The sequence below is a fragment of the Nocardia sp. NPDC051911 genome, from assembly GCF_040681035.1.
Taxonomy (GTDB): Bacteria; Actinomycetota; Actinomycetes; order Mycobacteriales; family Mycobacteriaceae; genus Nocardia; species Nocardia sichangensis.
The window spans coordinates 24,031-42,689 of sequence record NZ_JBFAXY010000028.1; the positions used below are offsets into that span (position 1 = coordinate 24,031).

The window sequence follows — 18,659 nt, forward strand, 5'->3', positions numbered from 1 at the left end:
ATCGCGTCAGGAGATGACCGAGGTACACCGCACGGTGACCGGCGCGGCGCCGATCGAGCCCGCCGGGGCAGCGGACGGCCGCGCGGTTATCGATGCGCCCATCTTTTCGCCGCGGTGTGGTCGTGGGTGGGAACGACCTCGACGTCCGCGGGCAGGCAGTGCAGGCGGTGGATCGCTGCGAAGGCGGCGGATCGGTCGTGGTCGACGAGAAGCCCTGGCAGCGGGGGTTTCTCGCGCAGCAGCGGGATCTGCTCCCGCCGCCAGACGGCGTCGCCCGCCAACAGCACGGTGCCCCCGTCCGCTACCGCGAGAACGAGCCCGATGCTGCCAGGGGTGTGCCCGGAGAGGTCCACCGCCAGCACCGAGCCGTCGCCGAAGAGGTCGTGGCTGCGGGAAAAGGTGAGTACGGGAGGCCCGTCGAGGTCGAAGGACGGCGTCGGTCGTGAGCCGAGCGACTCCGCGACGCCCATGGGGGCCGTCTCGGGGTTCGTCGCCCATTCCAATTCGGCCGTGGTCACCCGCAACGCGAGGGATGCCGGCAGGTCGAGCAGTCCGGCCACGTGGTCCCAGTGGATGTGCGTCGCGATCGCGAAGTCGAGTGCGGCCACGGGGACAGCGGACATCGCGAGCGAATCAGCTAGGCCGACAAGCGATTTACGTGGAGCGACGAGATCGCGATACGGGCGGCGCAGCTGCGGCAGGACCCGGGCGTGTACGTCGGCGCACATCGCCGGATCGACCACGAAACGAGCCTGTGGGTGTTCGACCAGAAAACTGGTCATAGCGATCGCTACCGCGGGCGGCCGCAACGCTCCTTCGATCACCCCGTAGGCCGGAGCGGGCCGCACACCATGGATGAGCGCGGTCAGCCGGACCCTGGCTCGCGCCGGGGGCAATCCCGCGTCGGTGAGCGTGTCGAGCAACTCCGTGTCGCGACGTCGCGGCTGCAGCGTGCGCCACGGCATCGACATCCCGGCGGCGCAACACGACCACCACGTCCCGGCGGTACCTGTCCGCGCCGTCAACGGCCCCGCTGATGGCAGATCCACACCGGCCCCTTCCAGCCCGACCGGCAGCGGCGCGGCCGACGAACAGCTTTCTCAGGCAAACCACGATGTTAACTCAGGTTCCGGCAGTCGACCGGTGCGCGATCGCGGACCCGCAGCGCGCCGGCGGGATGCGCGCGATGATGGAGGGGTGCGCACCCGCTTCCACGATCACCTCGAGCAGCTCGCCGACCACTTGCGAGCGATGTGCGTGCGCAATCGGGAGGCCATCGCGATGGCCACCGACGCCCTTCTCGGCGCGGATCTGGAGCTGGCCGAACGCACCATCGACTACTGCGCCGAAACCGCCGCGATGCGCGAGGACGCCGAGCACGCCGCGGTCACCCTTCTCGCCCTCGAAGCTCCCGTCGCGGGAGAACTGCGGCAGGTGGTGACGGCGCTGCAATTGGTCGATGACCTCACCCGGATGAGCGCGCTGACCGAGCACATCGCCGACGCCGCCAGACGCAGGCATCCCGCCGACGTGGTCCCCGAACCGGTGCGAGATCTGGTGACCCATATGGGTGCGGCGGCCGTCGACCTCGCCGACGCCGCGGTCGGTGTGCTGACCACCGCCGACCCCGGCGACGCCGCGGACATCGACGCTCGCGACGACACCATGGACGATCTACACCGCGCGCTGCTGGCGGCGATCCTGGCCGAAGGATGGGACAACGGCACCGCGGCCGCGGTCGACGTCACTCTGCTCGGCCGCTATTACGAACGCTTCGGCGACCACGCCGTCGAGGTGGGCCGCCGCACCCTGTACATGACCACCGGGCGCCGCCAGGACGACGAGGTCGCGCAATCGCTATAGGACCGCGAATCGTGGGTGCGCGGAACGGAATTCGTTGCGCTCGACGGTCCATCGGACGGCGGGTGACGAGACGATCCAGGCCGGCCCCGAAGAACCGGCCCGGATCGTCGAATATCGATCAGGCGAGATCGAACCGGTCGTTTTCGACCACCTTGACCCACGCCGCGACGAAGTCGTCGACGAACTTCGCCTTCGCGTCGTCCTGCGCGTACACCTCGGCCACCGCCCGCAGCACGGAGTGCGATCCGAAGATGAGGTCGTTGGCCGTCGCCGTCCACTTCGCCGCACCGGAGGCGCGGTCGAAGCCTTCGTAGACGTTCTCCGCCGACTCCGACGCCTTCCACTCGGTGTTCTGGTCGAGCAGGTTGACGAAGAAGTCGTTCGTCAGCACGCCCGGCCGGTCGGTGAATACACCGTGGTCGGTGCCGCCGTAGTTGGCGCCCAGAGCGCGCAGACCACCGATGAGCACCGTCAGCTCCGGAGCGGTCACGTCCAGCATGTACGCCCGGTCGAGCAGCAGGCGCTCCAGCGGAGCCTTCTCGCCGGTCCGCGTGTAGTTGCGGAACCCGTCGGCCCGCGGTTCGAGCACCGCGAACGACTCGACGTCGGTGTTCTCCTGGGTGGCGTCCGTCCGTCCGGGTGCGAACGGCACCGTGACATCGTGGCCCGCGTCCTTGGCGGCCTTCTCGATCGCCGCGGACCCGGCCAGGATGATCAGGTCGGCGAGCGAGACCTTCTTGCCGCCGGAGGCCGAACCGTTGAAGTTCTGCTGGATCTGCTCGAGCACCGGCAGCACCTTGGCCAGCTCGTCCGGCTCGTTGACTTCCCAGTTCTTCTGCGGCTCGAGCCGGATCCGGGCACCGTTGGCGCCACCGCGCTTGTCGGTGCTGCGGTAGCTGGCTGCCGAGGCCCAGGCGGTCTTGACCAGCTGCGCGACCGACAGGCCGGACTCGAGCACCTTGCTCTTCAGCTCCGCGATGTCCTGCTCGTCGATCAACTCGTGATCGACGGCGGGAACGGGATCCTGCCACAGCTGCGGCTCGGGAACCCAGGGGCCGAGGTAGCGGCTGATCGGGCCCATGTCGCGGTGCAGGAGCTTGTACCACGCCTTGGCGAACGCCTCGGCCAGCTCCTCGGGGTGATCGAGCCAGCGCCGGGTGATCTCCCGATAGATCGGGTCTTCGCGCAGCGACAGGTCCGTGGTCAGCATGGTCGGCGTACGCGCGGGCCCGCCGAACGGATCCGGGATCGCGCCCTCGCCCGCACCGTCCTTCGGCTTCCACTGCCAGGCCCCGGCGGGGCTCTTGGTCAGCTCCCATTCGTAGCCGTACAGGTTCTGCAGGAAGCCGTTGCCCCACTTGGTCGGGGTGGCGGTCCAGACGACCTCCAGGCCGCTGGTGATGGCGTCCTTGCCCTTGCCGGTGCCGTAGGCGCTCTTCCAGCCCAGGCCCTGCTGTTCGAGGGGAGCGCCTTCCGGTTCGGCGCCGACCAGGCCGGCATCGCCCGCGCCGTGGGTCTTGCCGAAGCTGTGGCCGCCGACGATCAGCGCGGCGGTCTCCTCGTCGTTCATCGCCATGCGGCCGAATGTCTCGCGGATGTCGCGCGCGGCGGCCACGGGATCCGGCTGACCGTTGGGCCCTTCGGGATTCACATAGATCAGGCCCATCTGGACGGCGCCGAGCGGGTTGGCCAGCTCGCGGTCACCGCTGTAGCGCTCGTCGCCGAGCCAGGTGTCCTCCGGACCCCAGAAGACCTCCTCCGCCTCCCAGATGTCCGGACGGCCGAAGCCGAAGCCGAAGGTCTTGAACCCCATCGACTCGAGGGCCACGTTGCCCGCGAACACCAGCAGGTCGGCCCACGAGATCTTGCTGCCGTACTTCTGCTTGACCGGCCACAGCAGCCGGCGCGCCTTGTCCAGGTTGGCGTTGTCCGGCCAGCTGTTCAGCGGCGCGAAACGCTGCGCGCCCTGACCGCCGCCGCCGCGGCCGTCGGAGATGCGGTAGGTGCCCGCGGCGTGCCAGCTCATCCGGATGAACAGGCCGCCGTAGTGGCCGTAGTCGGCGGGCCACCAGTCCTGCGAATTGGTCAGGACCGCCGCGACGTCGGCCTTGAGGGCGTCGACGTCGAGCTTCTTGAATTCTTCTGGGTAGTTGAAGTCCTCTCCGAGCGGGTTGGACTTGGACGTATGGGCGTGCAGCACCGAGACGTCGATCTGCTCCGGCCACCAGTCCTTGTTGCTGCGGGGGCGGTGGTCCGTCTTCGCGGTGGGCGACGGGATCGCCGGGTTCTCGCTCTCGCTCGCGCTGTGGGTCTTGGTGTCAGGATTGGGCGGGCGGCTATCGGATGACACAGCATTCCTTCCTGAATGAGTGATGTGGGCTGCGATCACGAATGTGATCGGGAAGCCTGTGATTCCACACAATCGGGGCACAGGCCCCAGTAGATGACCTCGGCTTCATCGATCGAGAACCCGCTGTCATCGGACGCGGTCAGACACGGGGCCTCGCCGATGGCGCAGTCGACATCGGCGATCACCCCGCATCCTCGGCATACGACGTGATGGTGGTTGTCGCCGACCCGCGATTCGTAGCGGGCGACGGACCCGGACGGCTGGATACGCCGGACCAGGCCGGTGGCGGTGAGTGCGTTCAATGAGTCGTAGACCGTTTGGTGGGACACCTCGGGCAGCGCGGATCGAACAGCGCGGATGATCGACTCCGTGTCGGCGTGCGGGTGGTCGTGGACCGCGCTGAGCACCGCGACCCGCGGGCGGGTCACACGTAGCGAAACTCCTCGCAGCATCTGCTGGAACTCCGAGGCCGTTGGCATGCTCGGAAGTCTCGTCCGTTTTCTGGAACGAGTCAAGAGTTTGTTCGGAAGTTGCGCGGTACGTGCCGCGCGGAGGCCGCCCCGGAGGGCTCGTCGGGCAGCGTACCCACTGCCGCGCAGAGCACGTGGGCGTTTGCGGCGATTCGATCGAGCCGACGAGGCGCGGATGATCCGGCTACCGGATCGGATGGGCAACCAGCGAGCTATCTCGGCGCTGCGGCCCCATGGGCCCGCTCAGGGCCGGAAAACGGAGCGGATGCAGCCTTCCTTTTTGTGCTTGAAGATGTCGTAGCCGTATACCGCGTCGTCGAGCGGCATGTCGTGGGTGATCAGGTAGGAGGGGTCGAGATCGCCCTGTTGGATGTAATCGAACATGCGGGGTACGAACCGCTGGCCGTATTGCTGTGCCGTGCGGATGGTGAGACCCTTGTTCGTCACGACGCCCATGGGGAATTTGTCGGTGAGACCGTATACGCCGAGCACCGAGACGATGCCGCCTTTCCGGCACGCGAGAATCGCTTCCCGCAGCGGTGTCGCCCGATCCGATTCCAGCCGGAGCAACTGTTTGGCCCGATCGTAGAGTTGCTGGAGTCCGGTGCCGTGTCCTTCCATCCCGACGGCCTCGATGCAGGCGTCGGGCCCGCGGCCACCGGTACTTTCGCGCAGGATCTCGTGGACGCTGTCGACGGCGGTGTAGTCGATGGTTTCCGCGCCGAACTGCTCTTCCGCCACGCGCAACCGCTCGGGAAGGCGGTCGATGACGAAGATCCGCTCGGCGTCGAGCAGGCGTGCCGTGTGCCCGGCCATCAATCCGACGCCGCCGCTGCCCCATACCGCGACGGTGTCGCCGGGGTGGATGTCGCAGAATTCGGCGCCCATCAGTCCCGTCGGCACGGCATCGGACAGGAACAATGCTTGTTCGTCGGTGATGCCCTCCGGTATCCGGAAACAGTTGGTGTCGCCGAAGGGAACACGGACATATTGCGCATGGGAACCCTGATAACCCCCGAAGGGATGGGTGTAACCGTAGATTCCGCCCGTCGGGTAGCCGAAAAGCGGTTGTTGCAGAGCGCTGTTCGGATTGGTGGTATCGCAAAGGGAATACAGTTCGTGGTCGCAATACCAGCACGATGCGCATCCGATGAAGGACGGGACCACGACACGGTCACCCACGGCGATCGAGGTGACTTCGGCTCCGGTTTCTACGACCTCGCCCATGAACTCGTGTCCGAAGACGTCGCCTTCCCGCATTCCCGGCAGATATCCGTCGATGAAGTGCAGATCGGACCCGCAGGTGGTGGTCAGGCGGACCTGGACGATGACATCGTGCGGATTGACCAGAACCGGATCGGGGACGGTTTCCACGGCGAGTTCGTTGACGCCGTTCCAGCAGAGCGCGTGCATGTCTCCTCCTGTTCACCGAGCGGAAGAGCGGGCGCTCGGATTGTGGGCCAGGGTGGGCATTTCGCCGGTCTGCAGCCGGGCTCGGGCTCGGTAGAGCGCGGTGAACATGCCCGCGCCGGTCAGCAGGTCGGGCAGCGGGGTCCGGGCTCGCATCGTCACTTCGGTCCCGAGATTCCGCGGTGCTTCCCGGAAGGTGAGCTCGATTTCGAGACCCTGGCCTGCGTCCTGGTCGGCGGAGCCGACGAACCGGAAGTGTCCGTCCTCCTCGCGCAGTGTGGTCTTCCAGGTCGTGTGTCCGTCGGCGCCCGCGTACAACCTCCACTCGTAGGTCGACGGAGCCGGAGATCTGACCTCGGCGACGTCGCCCAGTACCTCCGACAGGCTCGTCGGGTCGCGCCAGAACTGCTCGACCTCGGCTCGTGGCCGGGCGATGGTCACGGTCTGACTGCCCGAGTAGCTGGTCGCCGACTCGATCACCCGTCCCACGAGATCGCTGAGCAGGTGTTTGGTGTCATCGATGTAGTGCATAGGGCCCTCCTCTCGCTCTCCGTGGTCGCAAGACACCCGGCACACACGAAAGGCCCCTGCGATCCGGATACGAACCATCGGCCGCAGAGTCGTGCGCTTCCTATGCGGTCTCGGAGCGGCTACCCGCCGCCGGAAACGCCAAACCGTTTCCGTCCCGCTTCGACGACCTCCGCCCACACCGCGCCGCCGCCGTTCATCTCGATCCGCCGATCTCGGCCTGCTTCGCCGCCAGGCGCGCGGCGAATTCCGGGGAGTCGAGGGAGGCGACCTGCGGCACGATCTCGGCGTCGACGGCATCGGCGTGGGCGTCGAGATTCGCGGTGTGGCGCATGGTGCGTTTGGTGGTGATGAGCAGATCGCGCGGCGCTTCGGCCGCGCCGGCGGCGAAGTCGATCGCTCCGGCGAGCAGCGCGTCGTGATCGCCGTCGATCACCCGGTGCGCCAATCCTGCGCTCAGCGCCGCCTGGGCGTCGAGGATCTCCCCGAACAGCGTCATCGCGGCGGCCCGTTGCGGTCCGACGGCGCGTTGCAGCATCCAGGTCATCCCGCCGCCGGGATGAAGGCCCAGTCGCAGGAATCGCGCGTCGAACCGCGCGCGAGGACCGGCGACCCTGACATCCGCGGCCAGCGCCAGATTGAGTCCCGCGCCGACGGCGGCGCCGCCGACCACCGCGATGGTGGGCAGTGCGCAGCGCGCGACCGCGAGGAATCCGTCGTAGATCACCCGCAGCCCCTCCTCGCGTGCCGCACCGAGCGCGCTCAGATCGGCTCCGGCGCAGAATGCGGGCGGGGTTCCGGTGACGAGCACCGCGTGCACGCCGGTATCGCGCTCGGCCTCGGCCACCGCGGCGGCCAGTTGTTCGGACAGCGCCGGTGTCAACGCGTTCCGCCGATCCGGGTCGTGCACGGTGATGACCGCGACCTTGTCCCGCCGCTCACTCCTGATCTCCGCCATGACCGGATCGTAGGCGCCGGGGACGGTCAGAAGACGCACGGGACCGCGCACAGACTCGTGGAGCGCTCTGACCGCCGAACGGAGATCCATCGCCGAGCTCACCGGGGCCGCGGATGCGTGGCGAACAATTCGGGTTCATTCCGCGTCGAGTACCTTGCGGGCACGGTCGTAGTTCTCCTTGCGCTCCGAAGCGCCATTTGAACCTCCGTTGATCGATCTGGTGATCGCGCCGACATCCGATTCGTCGGCCCGGTCGTTCAAATTCTTGGCGTCCCAGAACCACCCGGCGGTTGCGAAGGCGTACTTCGGATCCGCGGCCAGCTTGTGATCGCCGACGAGATCGACACCGAGGGCCTCGCCCGCCTCCTGGTAGTTGTTGCGACCGGTCAACTGCAACGCGCCACGGCCGTGGAAGCGGGCGCCGTCGCCGGGCTTGTTGTTGCCCAAGTTTCGGCCGACGCCGGAGCCGGGCCCGTAGAGGCGGTTGAAGTATTCGTCGTCACCGTATTCCTCGAGCGTTTTCAGGTCGTCGGTTTCCACCCCGATCTGGGCTAGGAAAGCGGCTTCCCGCTTCGGCGTGTCGATCCCGAAGTCGCGCATCGCCTGGTCGAGGTAGGGCAGGTACTCCTGCAATTTCGCGCGGGATGTGCCGGGGAAGATCCGCTCCAGTTGTTCCAGGGTCAGCGGGCCCGTTGTCCCGGCCCGGTCGGCATTGTGCCCGGCGACCGCGGCGAATTTCGTCTCCACCCGCACGAGTGTCGCGACGACTTCGGTCAGGAGTGACTTCTCCTCGGTCGGCGACAATTTCTTCGAGCGTGCCGAGACCGCCACCGTGGCAGCTTGCAGCACCGGTGCGAGACGTGCCGCCTCGTCTCTGATCGTTCCGATCAACGCGATGATGTCCTTCGCCACGTCGCCCACCTTGCCGGATATCCCTGTGGCTTGGGCTTTCAGATCGTCGGCGAGGCGGGCCAGCTTTCCGGACTTCTCGTTGTAATGCGTGGTGACGATGGACTCGTTGGCTACGTCGTACAAGTCGGCCTTATCGAGCAGGACGATCAGGTCCGGAATGTCCTCGGGGTGTCCGTTACCGAGTTGGTCGACCATGAGATCGAAAGCGTTTCGGGTGAATTCGATGACTTTCCGCAGCGTGGCGGAGGCTTGTGGTGGGGCGATCAGACTCTCGATCTGTTTGCGGGTATCGGCGACCGCCGAAGACGCCTGCGGGGTCGGATCCGCCCCGAGTACCTTGGCCGGTAGTGCGAGCAGACCGTATCGTGCCCGCCCCCAGGGATCCGCCTGCAACGGGTCGTAGGGGGAGCCCATGTCCACGATTCTCGCATGACCAGCGCAAACGTCCGCCATTCTCTCCCCAGCTGTGACAAGGCGGGAATATCCAGCGGGCGCTTCGAGTGTCTGTCGACTCCGGCGGTGACGACTCCGCGCAAGCGGCGTGCAAGCCGGTGCAAGTGCCGGGCAATGCTTTCGCCGCAGCGTGTTTCGTATGAACGAGACACGTGAAGTGGTGGTGGTCGGCGCCGGGCCGGTCGGGCTCATGCTGGCTTGTGAGCTGCGGCTCGCGGGGGTGGATGTGCTCGTGGTGGAGCGTCTCGCCGAGCCGGACCGCACGATCAAAGCGGGGGCGATCAATGTGCCCACCGCTCAGGCCATGTACCGGCGCGGGCTGCTGCCGCAGCTGCGCGCCGAGCAGGACGCCGCATTCGCCCGGTTCGCGCAGTTCCGTCGCGATGGCGGCATGCCGCCGATCGACCGGGGGCGGCGGCCTGCGGTGGGTCACTTCGCGGGCATCATGCTGAATTCGGACGCCGTCGACTTCGACGATCCGGAATTCGCCGAGGTCGGTCCGGCCGCCGAGGTCTTCCTGGTGGCCCAGCAGTCCGTCGAGGCGATCCTGGGTGGCCGCGCTGCCGAACTCGGCGTTGAGGTCCGGCGCGGGGTGGAGGTCATCGGGCTGTCCGACGACGGCGCGGGTGTCACCGTCGATTGCGGTGACCGCAGGGTGCGCACCGGCTGGCTGGTCGGCTGTGACGGCGGGCGCAGCACGGTCCGCAAGCTCGCCGGGTTCGAGTTCCCCGGCCTCGACCCGGAGATCACCGGCCATCAGGCGATCGTGGACATGACCGGAGCCGAGAACCTTCGAATGAGCTGGAATGCCACCGAGACCGGTATCTACGCCTATGGACCGATGCCCGGCCGCGTGCTCACCGTCGAACTGGACGGCCCGCCCGCCGACCGGGAGACCCCGGTGACGGCGGCCGAATTGCAGCAGAGCATCCGTGCCGTGAGCGGAGTCCCGGTGGTCGTCACCGCCGTGCATTCGGCCACCCGTTTCACCGACAACACCCGCCAGGTCCCCGATTACCGCAAGGGTCGGGTGCTGCTCGCCGGTGACGCCGCGCATGTGCACTCACCTTTCGGAGGTCAGGGCCTGAACCTCGGTATCGGCGACGCGGTGAATCTCGGCTGGAAACTGGCCGCCGAAGTGCGCGGATGGGCGCCCGGCGGTCTGCTCGACACCTACACCGCCGAACGCCATCCCATCGGCGCGTGGGTGCTGGATTGGACGCGCGCGCAGGTCGCTTTGATGCGCACCGATATCCGCAGCCGTGCCCTGCGCGCCGTCGCCGCCGAACTGCTCGCCTCGCGCGACGGCGCGACCGGCGTGTTCAAGAACATCTCCGGTGTTCGGCATCGCTACGACATCGGCGGGGGGCACTCGCTCGTCGGATCGGTCGCTCCCGACATCGAATTGGCCGACGGCACTCGCCTCGGTGAGTATTTCACCGGCGCGGAGGGCATTCTGCTCGACCTCGTCGATTCCGGCGACTTGCGATCCCGCGCCGCGGGATGGTCCGGGCGGGTGCGGGTCGTCACCGCGAAAGCCGCTCAGCCGCGCGAGCTTTCGGCGATTCTGGTCCGTCCCGACGGCTGTGTGGCGTGGGCTGCCGACGGCGGCGACCTGGACGGCCTCGAGGAATCGCTGGCCCGTTGGTTCGGTGCTCGCGCGCACACCTGATATCCGCGCGGACCGCGCCCACCCGGTGATGCCGTGGGTGACATCGCCGGGTCGGTGCGGCGGGCGCCGCGGTCAGCTCAGCAGTCGCTGTTCCAGTTGCGCGAGGACGGCTCGGTTGCGTTGCGCGTCCAGAGCAAGGGCTGCCGCCCAGACGTGCGCCGAGATGACTCCGGTCTGGACTCGGTCGATCCAGTCGTGAATGGTGCTGCGCCGATCGAGGGTGTCGCTGTCGAAGGTGATCGGTTCGAGCTCCGGCAGATGCACGTAGCGCAGCTGGGTGATCTCCCTTCCGCGGGCGTCGAAGATGCTGGCGGCCCACACTTCCTCGGTGGTGGAGGATTCTTCCGGCCCGTCCGGCGATGAGGTGATCGTGTCGGGCTGGTTGTCGATCCCGTGCACGACGGCGTCCGCGGCGGCCTGGTGGGCCAGCCCGAATCCCCACAGGCGGCCGTTCATACCCGCCATCATCCGCCCGGCGATGTCCAGGATGGGAGAGCCCGCCACGGTGGGGGTGTCGTTGGGCGAGAATTCCGCGAAGCCCGCCGCGCTCGCGCTGTCGTCCTCGCCGGTGCCGGTGAAACCCCAGATGTGGACGAGGCCGGTGTCGGTGGTGGGCGCACCGCTGCGGCGCGTGATCATGGCGGGCAGCAGGATGTCGATGACGGATCGGGCCGGATACCGAATCGCCGGTACGGTGTCCGGACGACGTGAGTTGTTGTTGCGCTTGGGGTTCCGGCGGCCGCACATAGAACTTCTCCGTCGAAGTGTGGTTTCGGACAAGGCGTCGATCCGGTGGTGCTCAGCGTTGTCAGTGTAGATAGATCGACCGGTGACGTTGTCGACAACAGCGCATACTCGTCCGCGTCGCATGTCCGAACCCACGGCCTCCGCTACCGCGCTCGGTTCACCGTCTCACCGACTGCTGCGGGTTGTTCGTCCAGGTCGGCGCTGCGGCGGGCCTGCTCCCCGCCGTGTGTGCTCGGACCCGCGCGGGCGGCGTCGGCATCAGGACGTGTTGACAAGCGTGAACCCAGCGGCGGCGGCCTTTCCCGGGCGGCGTCAGCCGGAAAGCTCGGTCCGCAGGAGCCCGGTTGCGTAATACCCGTCGACGGCGGAGGCGGCGACCGCTGCGGCATCGGTGTCGATGGTCCCGATTCCGTTGTCGCGCAATCCGTCCCAGGATGTTTCCCGTCTTCGGGGAAGTCGAGTTCCTCGTCGAGATTCTCCGACGCGCCGCCGATGTGGGTTGTCCGGCAGCGCCTGCGGGGTCGCGCTGCCGGATCGGCGGTCAGGCGGTGCGATCCAGCCGCGGCGCGGAATGCCCTATCGTGGCGCTGGTTTCGCCGATGAGGCGCCGCAGGAAGGCTTCCTGCTGCTCGCGTCCGTGGATGGCGGCGCGGTCGAGGCCGCCCGGAGTCAGGTGGGTGTAGGCGGTGCGCACGAGGTTGACGGGGATGCGCAGCGCGGGGTACCAGGGCGGGACATAGGCGGGCAAGCCGAGGATACGCATCGCCTTGGGTCCGAGGAAGGCGCTGCTGACGGACAGGTGCTGGGCGCGGGCGAGCCGGCCGCGCAGCGCGGGCAGGTTGGGATAGGACCAGTTCAGTGGATCATCGGCCATAGGTAGGGCGAGCTGGCGGCTGGTCTCGTCGGGATTGGTGATGGCGGTCAGGCAGTGGTCGAGGATGGCGATGCCGTCGCGGAAGCTGGTGGGCAGCCATTGCTCTTCGACGCCGATCAGCCAGCCGACGTAGCGGGTGAGGTGGGCGGCGGCGGCCAGCTCACGGGGGGAGAGGATGACGCCGAGCGCCATGCCGCCGACGACGGGTGCGAGCAGGGCGCCGACGAGGGTGGCGGCCATGTCGGTCTGGTTGATCGGCAGACCCCATTGCTCGGTGCGCCAGTCGGGCATGGCGGCGACGTGCCTGCGGACCAGCGAGTGGATGAGGCGCACGTGCAGGGTGGAGCGGTAGCCGACACCGTAACGGTCCATGCCGTTCTCGGTGGACACGTCCATCGCCCATTGCAGGGTCTCGGCGAACCGGCGGGCGGGGCCTTTCTCCAGGGCGCCGGTGCGCAGCAGGGTCTTGTTGAAACCGGAGGCCAGATAGCCGCCGATGAAGGAGACGTCACGGGCGAAATACAGCCCGTCGTTGCCGCCGGAACGGAACACACGCTCGCCGTCGCGCAACAACTTCGGGTCGACCCAGGCGGGGGTGTCCTCGACGGCGGTGAAGAACTCGCGCAGCGGCGCGGGCGCGCCGGGGATGCTGTCGATGCCCGACCGGAGTGCCTGCTCGAACAACGGCCGCGTGACGGCCATGCCTTCGGTGTACATCCACTCGACGAGGCTGTCCATCGGCTCGTCGCCGACGAGCAACGAGGCGCCGAGCAGCTGCCAGCGCTGCGGGGAGGGTTTCCCGATGCGCAGCAGCGCGGCGAACGGGCCCAGGCCGGGCGCCTTACGAGGCCGATCGGGATGCCGGGCCGGAATTGTCGCGGACGTCGTCATGGGTGGGCTCCTCGTCGGGGCGGGTGATGCCGTGTTTCATCAAAGGCACGATGGTGGTGCGGACAAAGGCGCGGGCGCGGTCGTCGTCGGTGAAGTCGACGCTGCCGCCGCCGGGGGTGAGCATCAGCGAGTGGGCCAGGCGGGCGACGAGTTCGGCCACCGGGCGCGGGTCGTACTCGTCGACGAGGCCCGCGGACTGGGCATGAGTGAGCATGCCGACGATGTACTCGATGCCGATAGACACCAGGCGTTCGCCCTGCACGGTGGAGAAGCGCAACGCTTCGTCCGGCGCGACCCGCAGCAGCTGGGTGACCAGCCGGTGGATGCGGGTCTGCAAGAGGACGTACAGCATGGTGTCCTCGATCTGGGCGTCCACGCCGGTGGCGGTGGCGGCGATCGCGGTCACCTCCGCGAGCATGCGCCGGGTCTCGCGGGCCAGTACCGCTTGGATCAGGTTGTCCTTGCCCGCGAACCGGCGGTGGATGGTGATCCGGCTGAGCTCGGCCATGCGGGCGATGTCCTCCAGGCTGGCCCGGCGGATCCCGACCTGCAGGATGCGTTCGAGCGCGGCGTCCATGATCCGTTCGCCGACGTCGTCGGAACCCTCGCTCATGATACAAACATACAAAGATTGTGTCATTGAGTCAATGATTCGACGAGTGTGGCTGCGGCACCGGTCGCGTTCGTCGCCGCGCCATGTTGTCGCTCCCGTATCACCCGCCACGAATAGAATTGCGCGGGAGGCGGACTCGCGATCCGTGCGGCCGCGGGAAACGTGGGAGACGATGACCGGACCGCGATGGCCGACCGTAGCGCTGCGCTGGTCCGCCGTGCTCGCGATCGCGGCTTGGACGGGCGGATGCGCGACCTTGCTCGGTGAGCCCGCCCCGCCGCCTTCGGCCGAGGAGATCGCTGCCGCCGCAGCGGAATTGGCCGGACTACCGGCTTCGGAGGTGGCCGAGCAGCGGATGGCGTCGGTCGTCGAGGAGATCGCGAACGCCGCCTCGGCGATCGAACCGGCGCTGCGGTGGATCCGAAGCGAGGACCGCGCCGTGGGACCTTGCTATGGGCCCTATGCGCACACCGGCGGCAGGCGTGTCGTCCTGCCGCGCTATCGCGCCGACGGTTCCCTGCCCGCAGGAGCCTGGCCCGGGTTCCAGGAAACGGCCCGAGCGCTGGCCGCGTCCGTGGGTGCGACGGACATGCTGCCGAGCGCAGCATCGTCGCCGGACCGGTACGTCACGTTCGAAGGCCCGGATGGGGCCGAGTGGGACAGCAACACCGAGCTGTCGGTGTTCGCCGATGCCCGGTCGATGACGATCACCGCGACCGTGGGTTGCCGACTACCCGCGGATGAGCGGTCGCCTCGGTGACTTTCCCTGTCACATCCGTATTCCCGAGCCGCGGAACGCTCGCCGGTAGGCCCCCGGGGTCGTGCCGACCTGGGCGCGGAAGCGGCGGCGCAGGTTGACCGCGGAGGTCAGGCCGACCCGTGCCGCGATCGCCTCCACCGGCAGGTTCGTCTCCTCCAGGAGGGTGCGCGCCTCGGCCACCCGGCGCGACAGCAGCCATGCCCCCGGGCTCGTGCCGAGCTGATCGGCGAAACGCCGGGCCAGCGTGCGCGGCGAGACGCTGAGGTACGCGGCCAGATCGCCTACCGACAGCGCTGTCCCGAGCCGCGCGCCTGCCCACTCGAGCAGGCCGTCGAGCGCGTCCGTGGGTGGTGCGGGCGGGGCGTACTGTGCTTGGCCGCCCTCGCGGTGCGGCGACATCACCATGTGCCGCGCGACGAGGGTGGCATGCGCGGCCCCGTGGTCCTTCCGGACGAGGTGCAGGCACAGGTCGATGCCCGCGCCCGCTCCGGCGCTCGTGGCGACATCGCCGTGGTCCACATAGAGCACGTCCGGTTCCACCCGAACTTCCGGGAACTCCCGCGCCAACTGTGCGGCGCGCGCCCAGTGCGTGGTCGCCGAGCGTCCGTCCAGCAAGCCCGTGCGGGCGAGCGCGAACACTCCGGAGCAGATCGTCACGAGCCGCGCCCCACGGGCGTGCGCCCGCAGCAGCGCGTGGCGCACGGGGGCCGAGAGTGGCGCCTCCACCGGCGCCCAGCCCGGGATGAGCACGGTGTCCGCGGAAGCGAGCGCCGAAAGGCCCTGCGACACCTCCAGCGTGTACCCGGCCGATGTCGGTACCGGTCCTGGCGTCTCCGCGCACACCTCGAACTCGTAGTAGTGCGGCACCCCGGCCCGCTGTGTGCCGAATACCTCCGCGGCGCAGCCCAGCTCGAATGTCGACTGCACCGGCCGCACCAGGGCCACCACGCGATGCATGGCAAGAATGTACCCGGTGGTGTCCGACTGGACACTTTCTCGGCCTGCTTCCGCGCGGCACCGTGAAAGCCATGCATTCCGAAATCCTCGCCCAGGAGGGCTACACCGCTGTGTCCGTCGCGGAATCTCCGGCTCGGGAGCTGTTTCCCGGAATCCGGGTACGGCACCTCTGGACCGGGCCGTCCGGTGCGAGCGCCAACGTGCTGGAGATGGACGCGGGTACGTCGTGGCCGCGCCGCGACGTCCACGAGCCCGGCCCCGAGGAGGTCTACGTGGTCGCGGGCACCTTCAACGACGGCGCGCGCGACTACCCGGCCGGGACGTTCCTGCACGCCCCGGCCGGATCGTGGCACGTGCCAGGGACTGCTACCGGCTGCACGCTGTTCGTCTTCTACCCGGAAGGCTGATCGCGCCGGCGGTCTCCGGCCCCGACGGGCGTCGAGGTTTCGGCGAGGCCGGTCAGCGCCTGCGGCAGTGGCCCCTGGTGCAGCACGCCGAGACGTTGGGTGGCGCGGGTGAGGGCGACGTAGAGTTCGGCCGCGCCGCGCGGGCCGTCGGCCAGAATTCGTTCCGGCTCCACGACCAGGACGGCGTCGTATTCCAAACCCTTGGTCTCCGCCGCCGCCACCGCGCCCGGCGCGTCCGGTGGCCCGATCACGACGCTTGTGCCTTCGCGGGAGGCTTCGTCGCGGACGAATTCGTCTATGGCGGAACCCATTTCGTCGGCGGCGACCTGCCTGGACCACGGCCGTACGCCGCATGCGCGAACCGACTCCGGTGGCTGGACGCCGGGTGCGAACGTGGCGAGCAGCTCGGCGGCGACGGTCATGATCTCCGCCGGGGTGCGGTAGTTCACCGTCAGCGATCGGTAGACCCACCGGCCCGGTACGTACCGATCCAGCATCGCGCCCCACGAGGTCGCTCCGGCGGCCGCCCGGCGTTGGGCGAGATCGCCGACGATCGTGAAAGACCGCCCGGGGCAGCGCCGCATCAGCACCCGCCAATCCATTTCGGACAGTTCCTGGGCTTCGTCCACCACGACGTGCCGGTAGGTCCAGTCCCGGTCCGCCGCCGCGCGTTCGGCGAGTTCCCGGCTGTCGCGCTCGAGGAAGCGATCCGCCAAATCCTCCGCGTAGAGCAGGTCCTGGGCGAACAAGTGGTCCTCGTCGTCCATCATGTCCTCGCGGCTGACCAGAATATCCAGCACACCCGCCGCGTACTCGGCCTGGGCCTGCTGTTCCCGCTCGGCGTCGTCGTCCCGCTTCACACGGCCGAGTAGATCGACCAATTCATCGAGCAGCGGCACGTCCGACACCGTCCAGGCATCGCCTCTGCGGCGCAAGAGGGCCGGGTCGGCGCCCGCCGCTGCCAGCCGTTCCGGGGATTCGTACAGCTCCGCCAACAGCGTCTCCGGCGCCAGGATCGGCCAGAGTTCGTCGAGCGCGGCGGTGAACCGGTCGTTGTCCGCGAGTTCCGCGCGCAGGTCCGACCGCAGGTTCTCCCATGCTTCGCGGTCGTCGCGGGTCAGCCAGCCCCGGCCGATGCGGGCGATCGCCCGCTCGGTGAGCACCCAGGTGACGATCTCGGTGAACACGGCGCGAGCTTCGTTGTGCGGTAGCCCGCTCGCCCGCGCCTCCTCCCGGCCCCACTCCGCGGTTTCGGCGTCGATTCGCACGGTGACGTCGGACAACTCGATCGACAGCGGATGCTCCGGCACCCGCTGCCGATCGGCTACGGCCGCCGCGAGCACGTCCAGGATCCGCAGCGACCCTTTGTGCCGGGCGGCGTCCGGGTCGTCCTCCGCGGTGACGTGCAGGCCGGGCACCAGGTCGCCGGTGGTCGTGAACACGACGTTCGTCTCGCCCAGCGACGGCAGAACGCGGCCGATGTGGTTCAGGAACGCCGGATTGGGGCCGACCACGAGCACGCCGTGGCGTTCCATCCGCTCCCGCTGGGTGTAGAGCAGATACGCGACGCGGTGCAGCGCCACGACGGTCTTGCCGGTGCCGGGGCCACCCTCGATCACCAGCACGCCCGGGTGGTCGAGCCGGATGATCTCGTCCTGTTCGGCCTGGATCGTCGCCACGATGTCGCGCATCCCCTCGCCGCGCGGCGCGTCGACCGCCGCGAGCAGCGCCGCGTCGCCGCGCTCGGCGCCGCCGGGGCGGCCGAGGACCTCGTCGGTGAAATCGACCACTCGGCGCCCGCGGGTGTGGAACTGCCTGCGCCTGCGCATGTTCTCCGGGCTGGCGGCGGTGGCGACGTAGAACGCGCGCGCCGCGGGGGCCCGCCAGTCGAGCAACAGCGGTTCGTACTCGTTCTGCGCGTCGAACAGGCCGATCCGGCCGATGTAGGAACGTTCGCCCGACAAGGCGTCCAATCGCCCGAAACACAGCCCGTTGTCCGCTACGTCCAGCCGCTTCACCTCCCTGGCCAGCGTGCGCACCTCGACATCCCGTTCCATCGGCGTTCCGCCGTTCCCGCGCAGAGCCGCGGTGTATCCGCGCCTCGCTCGCGCGCGCTCGGCGTCGAGCCGCGTGTAGAGCCCGGCCACGTAGCTCCGCTCGGACCGCAATTCGTCCTCGTACCCCTCAGTTGACACAGGCCCCTCCGTTTCGTGGCTCGACGATCCCGCGCGGACGCCGCTGCTCGCCTGATCACATCGAGCAGTAACGCCGCAGCCAGCGATTCTGCGGCACCACCCGGGTCTTGCCGCAAGCCCCCGGGTGCGCTATAGGTTGTAGGTGGAGGGGGTCAGAGGCGGGTGAGTTCGAACAGCGGAATGACGCGTTCGGTCTTCGCCTGGTACTCCGCGAGAACGGGTGCCAGCTCGACGACTCGCTCGAAATACCGGTCGCGTTCGTCGCGCGGCAACTCACGAGCGATCACGGCGTAGGCATCGGTGCCGACCTCGACTCGGGCACGCGCGTCGGCACGCAGGTTGTGCACCCACGCCGGATCCTTGGGCGAGCCGAGGTAGGAACCGACGACCAGCATCCGCCCGTCGACGGTCACATACGCCAGCGGTGACAGCCGGGGCGCGCCCGACTTCGCGCCCGTCGTGTGGAGCAGCAGTAGTCTGCCGCCCGGTAAGCCGCCGACCTCGCCGCCGTTGGCGCGGAACTCTTCCACGATGCCGCGGTTGAAGCCGTCCAGCGCGTCGGTGTCGGAAGCCAGTCTGTCCTTGTCGAACTCGGTCAT

17 protein-coding genes are annotated in these 18,659 nt (G+C 68.6%); 4 read left to right on the forward strand and 13 right to left on the reverse strand.

The genetic code is table 11. The features are described from left to right. Positions 1–86: 86 nt before the first annotated feature. Entirely contained in the window at positions 87–1,049 is a 963-nt protein-coding gene (locus tag AB0L97_RS28605) for an MBL fold metallo-hydrolase (RefSeq protein WP_364435391.1), read from the reverse strand. A 148-nt stretch (positions 1,050–1,197) separates the two neighbouring features. On the opposite strand from AB0L97_RS28605, the gene phoU reads away from it, so the two are divergent. Continuing rightward, the gene (gene phoU / locus AB0L97_RS28610; protein WP_355079396.1) at positions 1,198–1,863 is read left to right on the forward strand and encodes a phosphate signaling complex protein PhoU; all 666 of its coding nucleotides are present in this window, start codon (positions 1,198–1,200) and stop codon (positions 1,861–1,863) included. 118 nt (positions 1,864–1,981) lie between these two features. Here the strand turns inward: phoU and katG are convergent, their stop codons facing one another. From katG to AB0L97_RS28640, 6 genes are all read right to left on the reverse strand, one after another. Continuing rightward, the gene (gene katG / locus AB0L97_RS28615) at positions 1,982–4,213 is read right to left on the reverse strand and encodes a catalase/peroxidase HPI (RefSeq protein ID WP_356968487.1); all 2,232 of its coding nucleotides are present in this window, start codon (positions 4,211–4,213) and stop codon (positions 1,982–1,984) included. A gap of 35 nt (positions 4,214–4,248) precedes the next feature. Continuing rightward, the gene (locus AB0L97_RS28620; RefSeq protein ID WP_355079392.1) at positions 4,249–4,692 is read right to left on the reverse strand and encodes a Fur family transcriptional regulator; all 444 of its coding nucleotides are present in this window, start codon (positions 4,690–4,692) and stop codon (positions 4,249–4,251) included. Positions 4,693–4,926: 234 nt separating this feature from the next. Then, positions 4,927–6,096, reverse strand: a complete 1,170-nt coding sequence (locus tag AB0L97_RS28625) for a zinc-dependent alcohol dehydrogenase (RefSeq protein ID WP_364435396.1) — start codon at positions 6,094–6,096, stop codon at positions 4,927–4,929. Between the two features lie 12 nt (positions 6,097–6,108). Next, positions 6,109–6,624 carry an SRPBCC family protein gene (locus tag AB0L97_RS28630; RefSeq protein ID WP_355079388.1) on the reverse strand — a complete coding sequence of 172 codons (516 nt, stop codon included), beginning with the start codon at positions 6,622–6,624 and terminating at the stop codon, positions 6,109–6,111. A 193-nt stretch (positions 6,625–6,817) separates the two neighbouring features. Beyond that, positions 6,818–7,579, reverse strand: a complete 762-nt coding sequence (locus AB0L97_RS28635) for an enoyl-CoA hydratase (RefSeq protein WP_364435400.1) — start codon at positions 7,577–7,579, stop codon at positions 6,818–6,820. 135 nt (positions 7,580–7,714) lie between these two features. Next, complete coding sequence (locus AB0L97_RS28640) at positions 7,715–8,905, reverse strand: glycoside hydrolase family 19 protein (protein ID WP_364435403.1); 1,191 nt, start codon at positions 8,903–8,905, stop codon at positions 7,715–7,717. A 178-nt stretch (positions 8,906–9,083) separates the two neighbouring features. Here AB0L97_RS28640 and AB0L97_RS28645 point away from each other — a divergent pair, with 178 nt between their 5' ends. Next, positions 9,084–10,616, forward strand: a complete 1,533-nt coding sequence (locus AB0L97_RS28645; RefSeq protein ID WP_364435406.1) for an FAD-dependent monooxygenase — start codon at positions 9,084–9,086, stop codon at positions 10,614–10,616. Between the two features lie 72 nt (positions 10,617–10,688). Here the strand turns inward: AB0L97_RS28645 and AB0L97_RS28650 are convergent, their stop codons facing one another. The 3 genes from AB0L97_RS28650 to AB0L97_RS28660 all read right to left on the reverse strand — a co-directional run bounded on the left by AB0L97_RS28650 (position 10,689) and on the right by AB0L97_RS28660 (position 13,741). Beyond that, a complete protein-coding gene (locus tag AB0L97_RS28650; protein WP_356968478.1) occupies positions 10,689–11,363 on the reverse strand; it encodes a hypothetical protein in 675 nt (224 codons plus the stop codon). Between the two features lie 541 nt (positions 11,364–11,904). After that, positions 11,905–13,128 (reverse strand): oxygenase MpaB family protein, encoded by a 1,224-nt coding sequence (locus tag AB0L97_RS28655; protein WP_364435410.1) that lies wholly within the window; start codon positions 13,126–13,128, stop codon positions 11,905–11,907. Beyond that, a complete protein-coding gene (locus tag AB0L97_RS28660; RefSeq protein WP_364435413.1) occupies positions 13,079–13,741 on the reverse strand; it encodes a TetR/AcrR family transcriptional regulator in 663 nt (220 codons plus the stop codon). Before AB0L97_RS28660 ends, AB0L97_RS28655 begins: the two co-directional genes overlap by 50 nt. A gap of 172 nt (positions 13,742–13,913) precedes the next feature. Between AB0L97_RS28660 and AB0L97_RS28665 the strand changes: the two genes are divergently transcribed. Continuing rightward, positions 13,914–14,501 carry an LppA family lipoprotein gene (locus tag AB0L97_RS28665; protein ID WP_364435416.1) on the forward strand — a complete coding sequence of 196 codons (588 nt, stop codon included), beginning with the start codon at positions 13,914–13,916 and terminating at the stop codon, positions 14,499–14,501. 9 nt (positions 14,502–14,510) lie between these two features. Here AB0L97_RS28665 and AB0L97_RS28670 read toward each other — a convergent pair whose 3' ends face one another. After that, on the reverse strand, positions 14,511–15,458 hold the full coding sequence (locus tag AB0L97_RS28670; protein ID WP_364435419.1) for a helix-turn-helix domain-containing protein: 948 nt from the start codon (positions 15,456–15,458) through the stop codon (positions 14,511–14,513). A gap of 71 nt (positions 15,459–15,529) precedes the next feature. Here AB0L97_RS28670 and AB0L97_RS28675 point away from each other — a divergent pair, with 71 nt between their 5' ends. Next, complete coding sequence (locus tag AB0L97_RS28675; RefSeq protein ID WP_355079368.1) at positions 15,530–15,865, forward strand: cupin domain-containing protein; 336 nt, start codon at positions 15,530–15,532, stop codon at positions 15,863–15,865. On the opposite strand, the gene helR is transcribed toward AB0L97_RS28675, so the two are convergent. Then, positions 15,850–18,060 carry an RNA polymerase recycling motor ATPase HelR gene (gene helR, locus AB0L97_RS28680; protein ID WP_364435422.1) on the reverse strand — a complete coding sequence of 737 codons (2,211 nt, stop codon included), beginning with the start codon at positions 18,058–18,060 and terminating at the stop codon, positions 15,850–15,852. The genes AB0L97_RS28675 and helR overlap by 16 nt on opposite strands. Positions 18,061–18,212: 152 nt before the next feature. Then, positions 18,213–18,659: a nitroreductase/quinone reductase family protein gene (locus AB0L97_RS28685; protein WP_364435425.1), complete on the reverse strand. Its 447-nt coding sequence runs from the start codon at positions 18,657–18,659 to the stop codon at positions 18,213–18,215.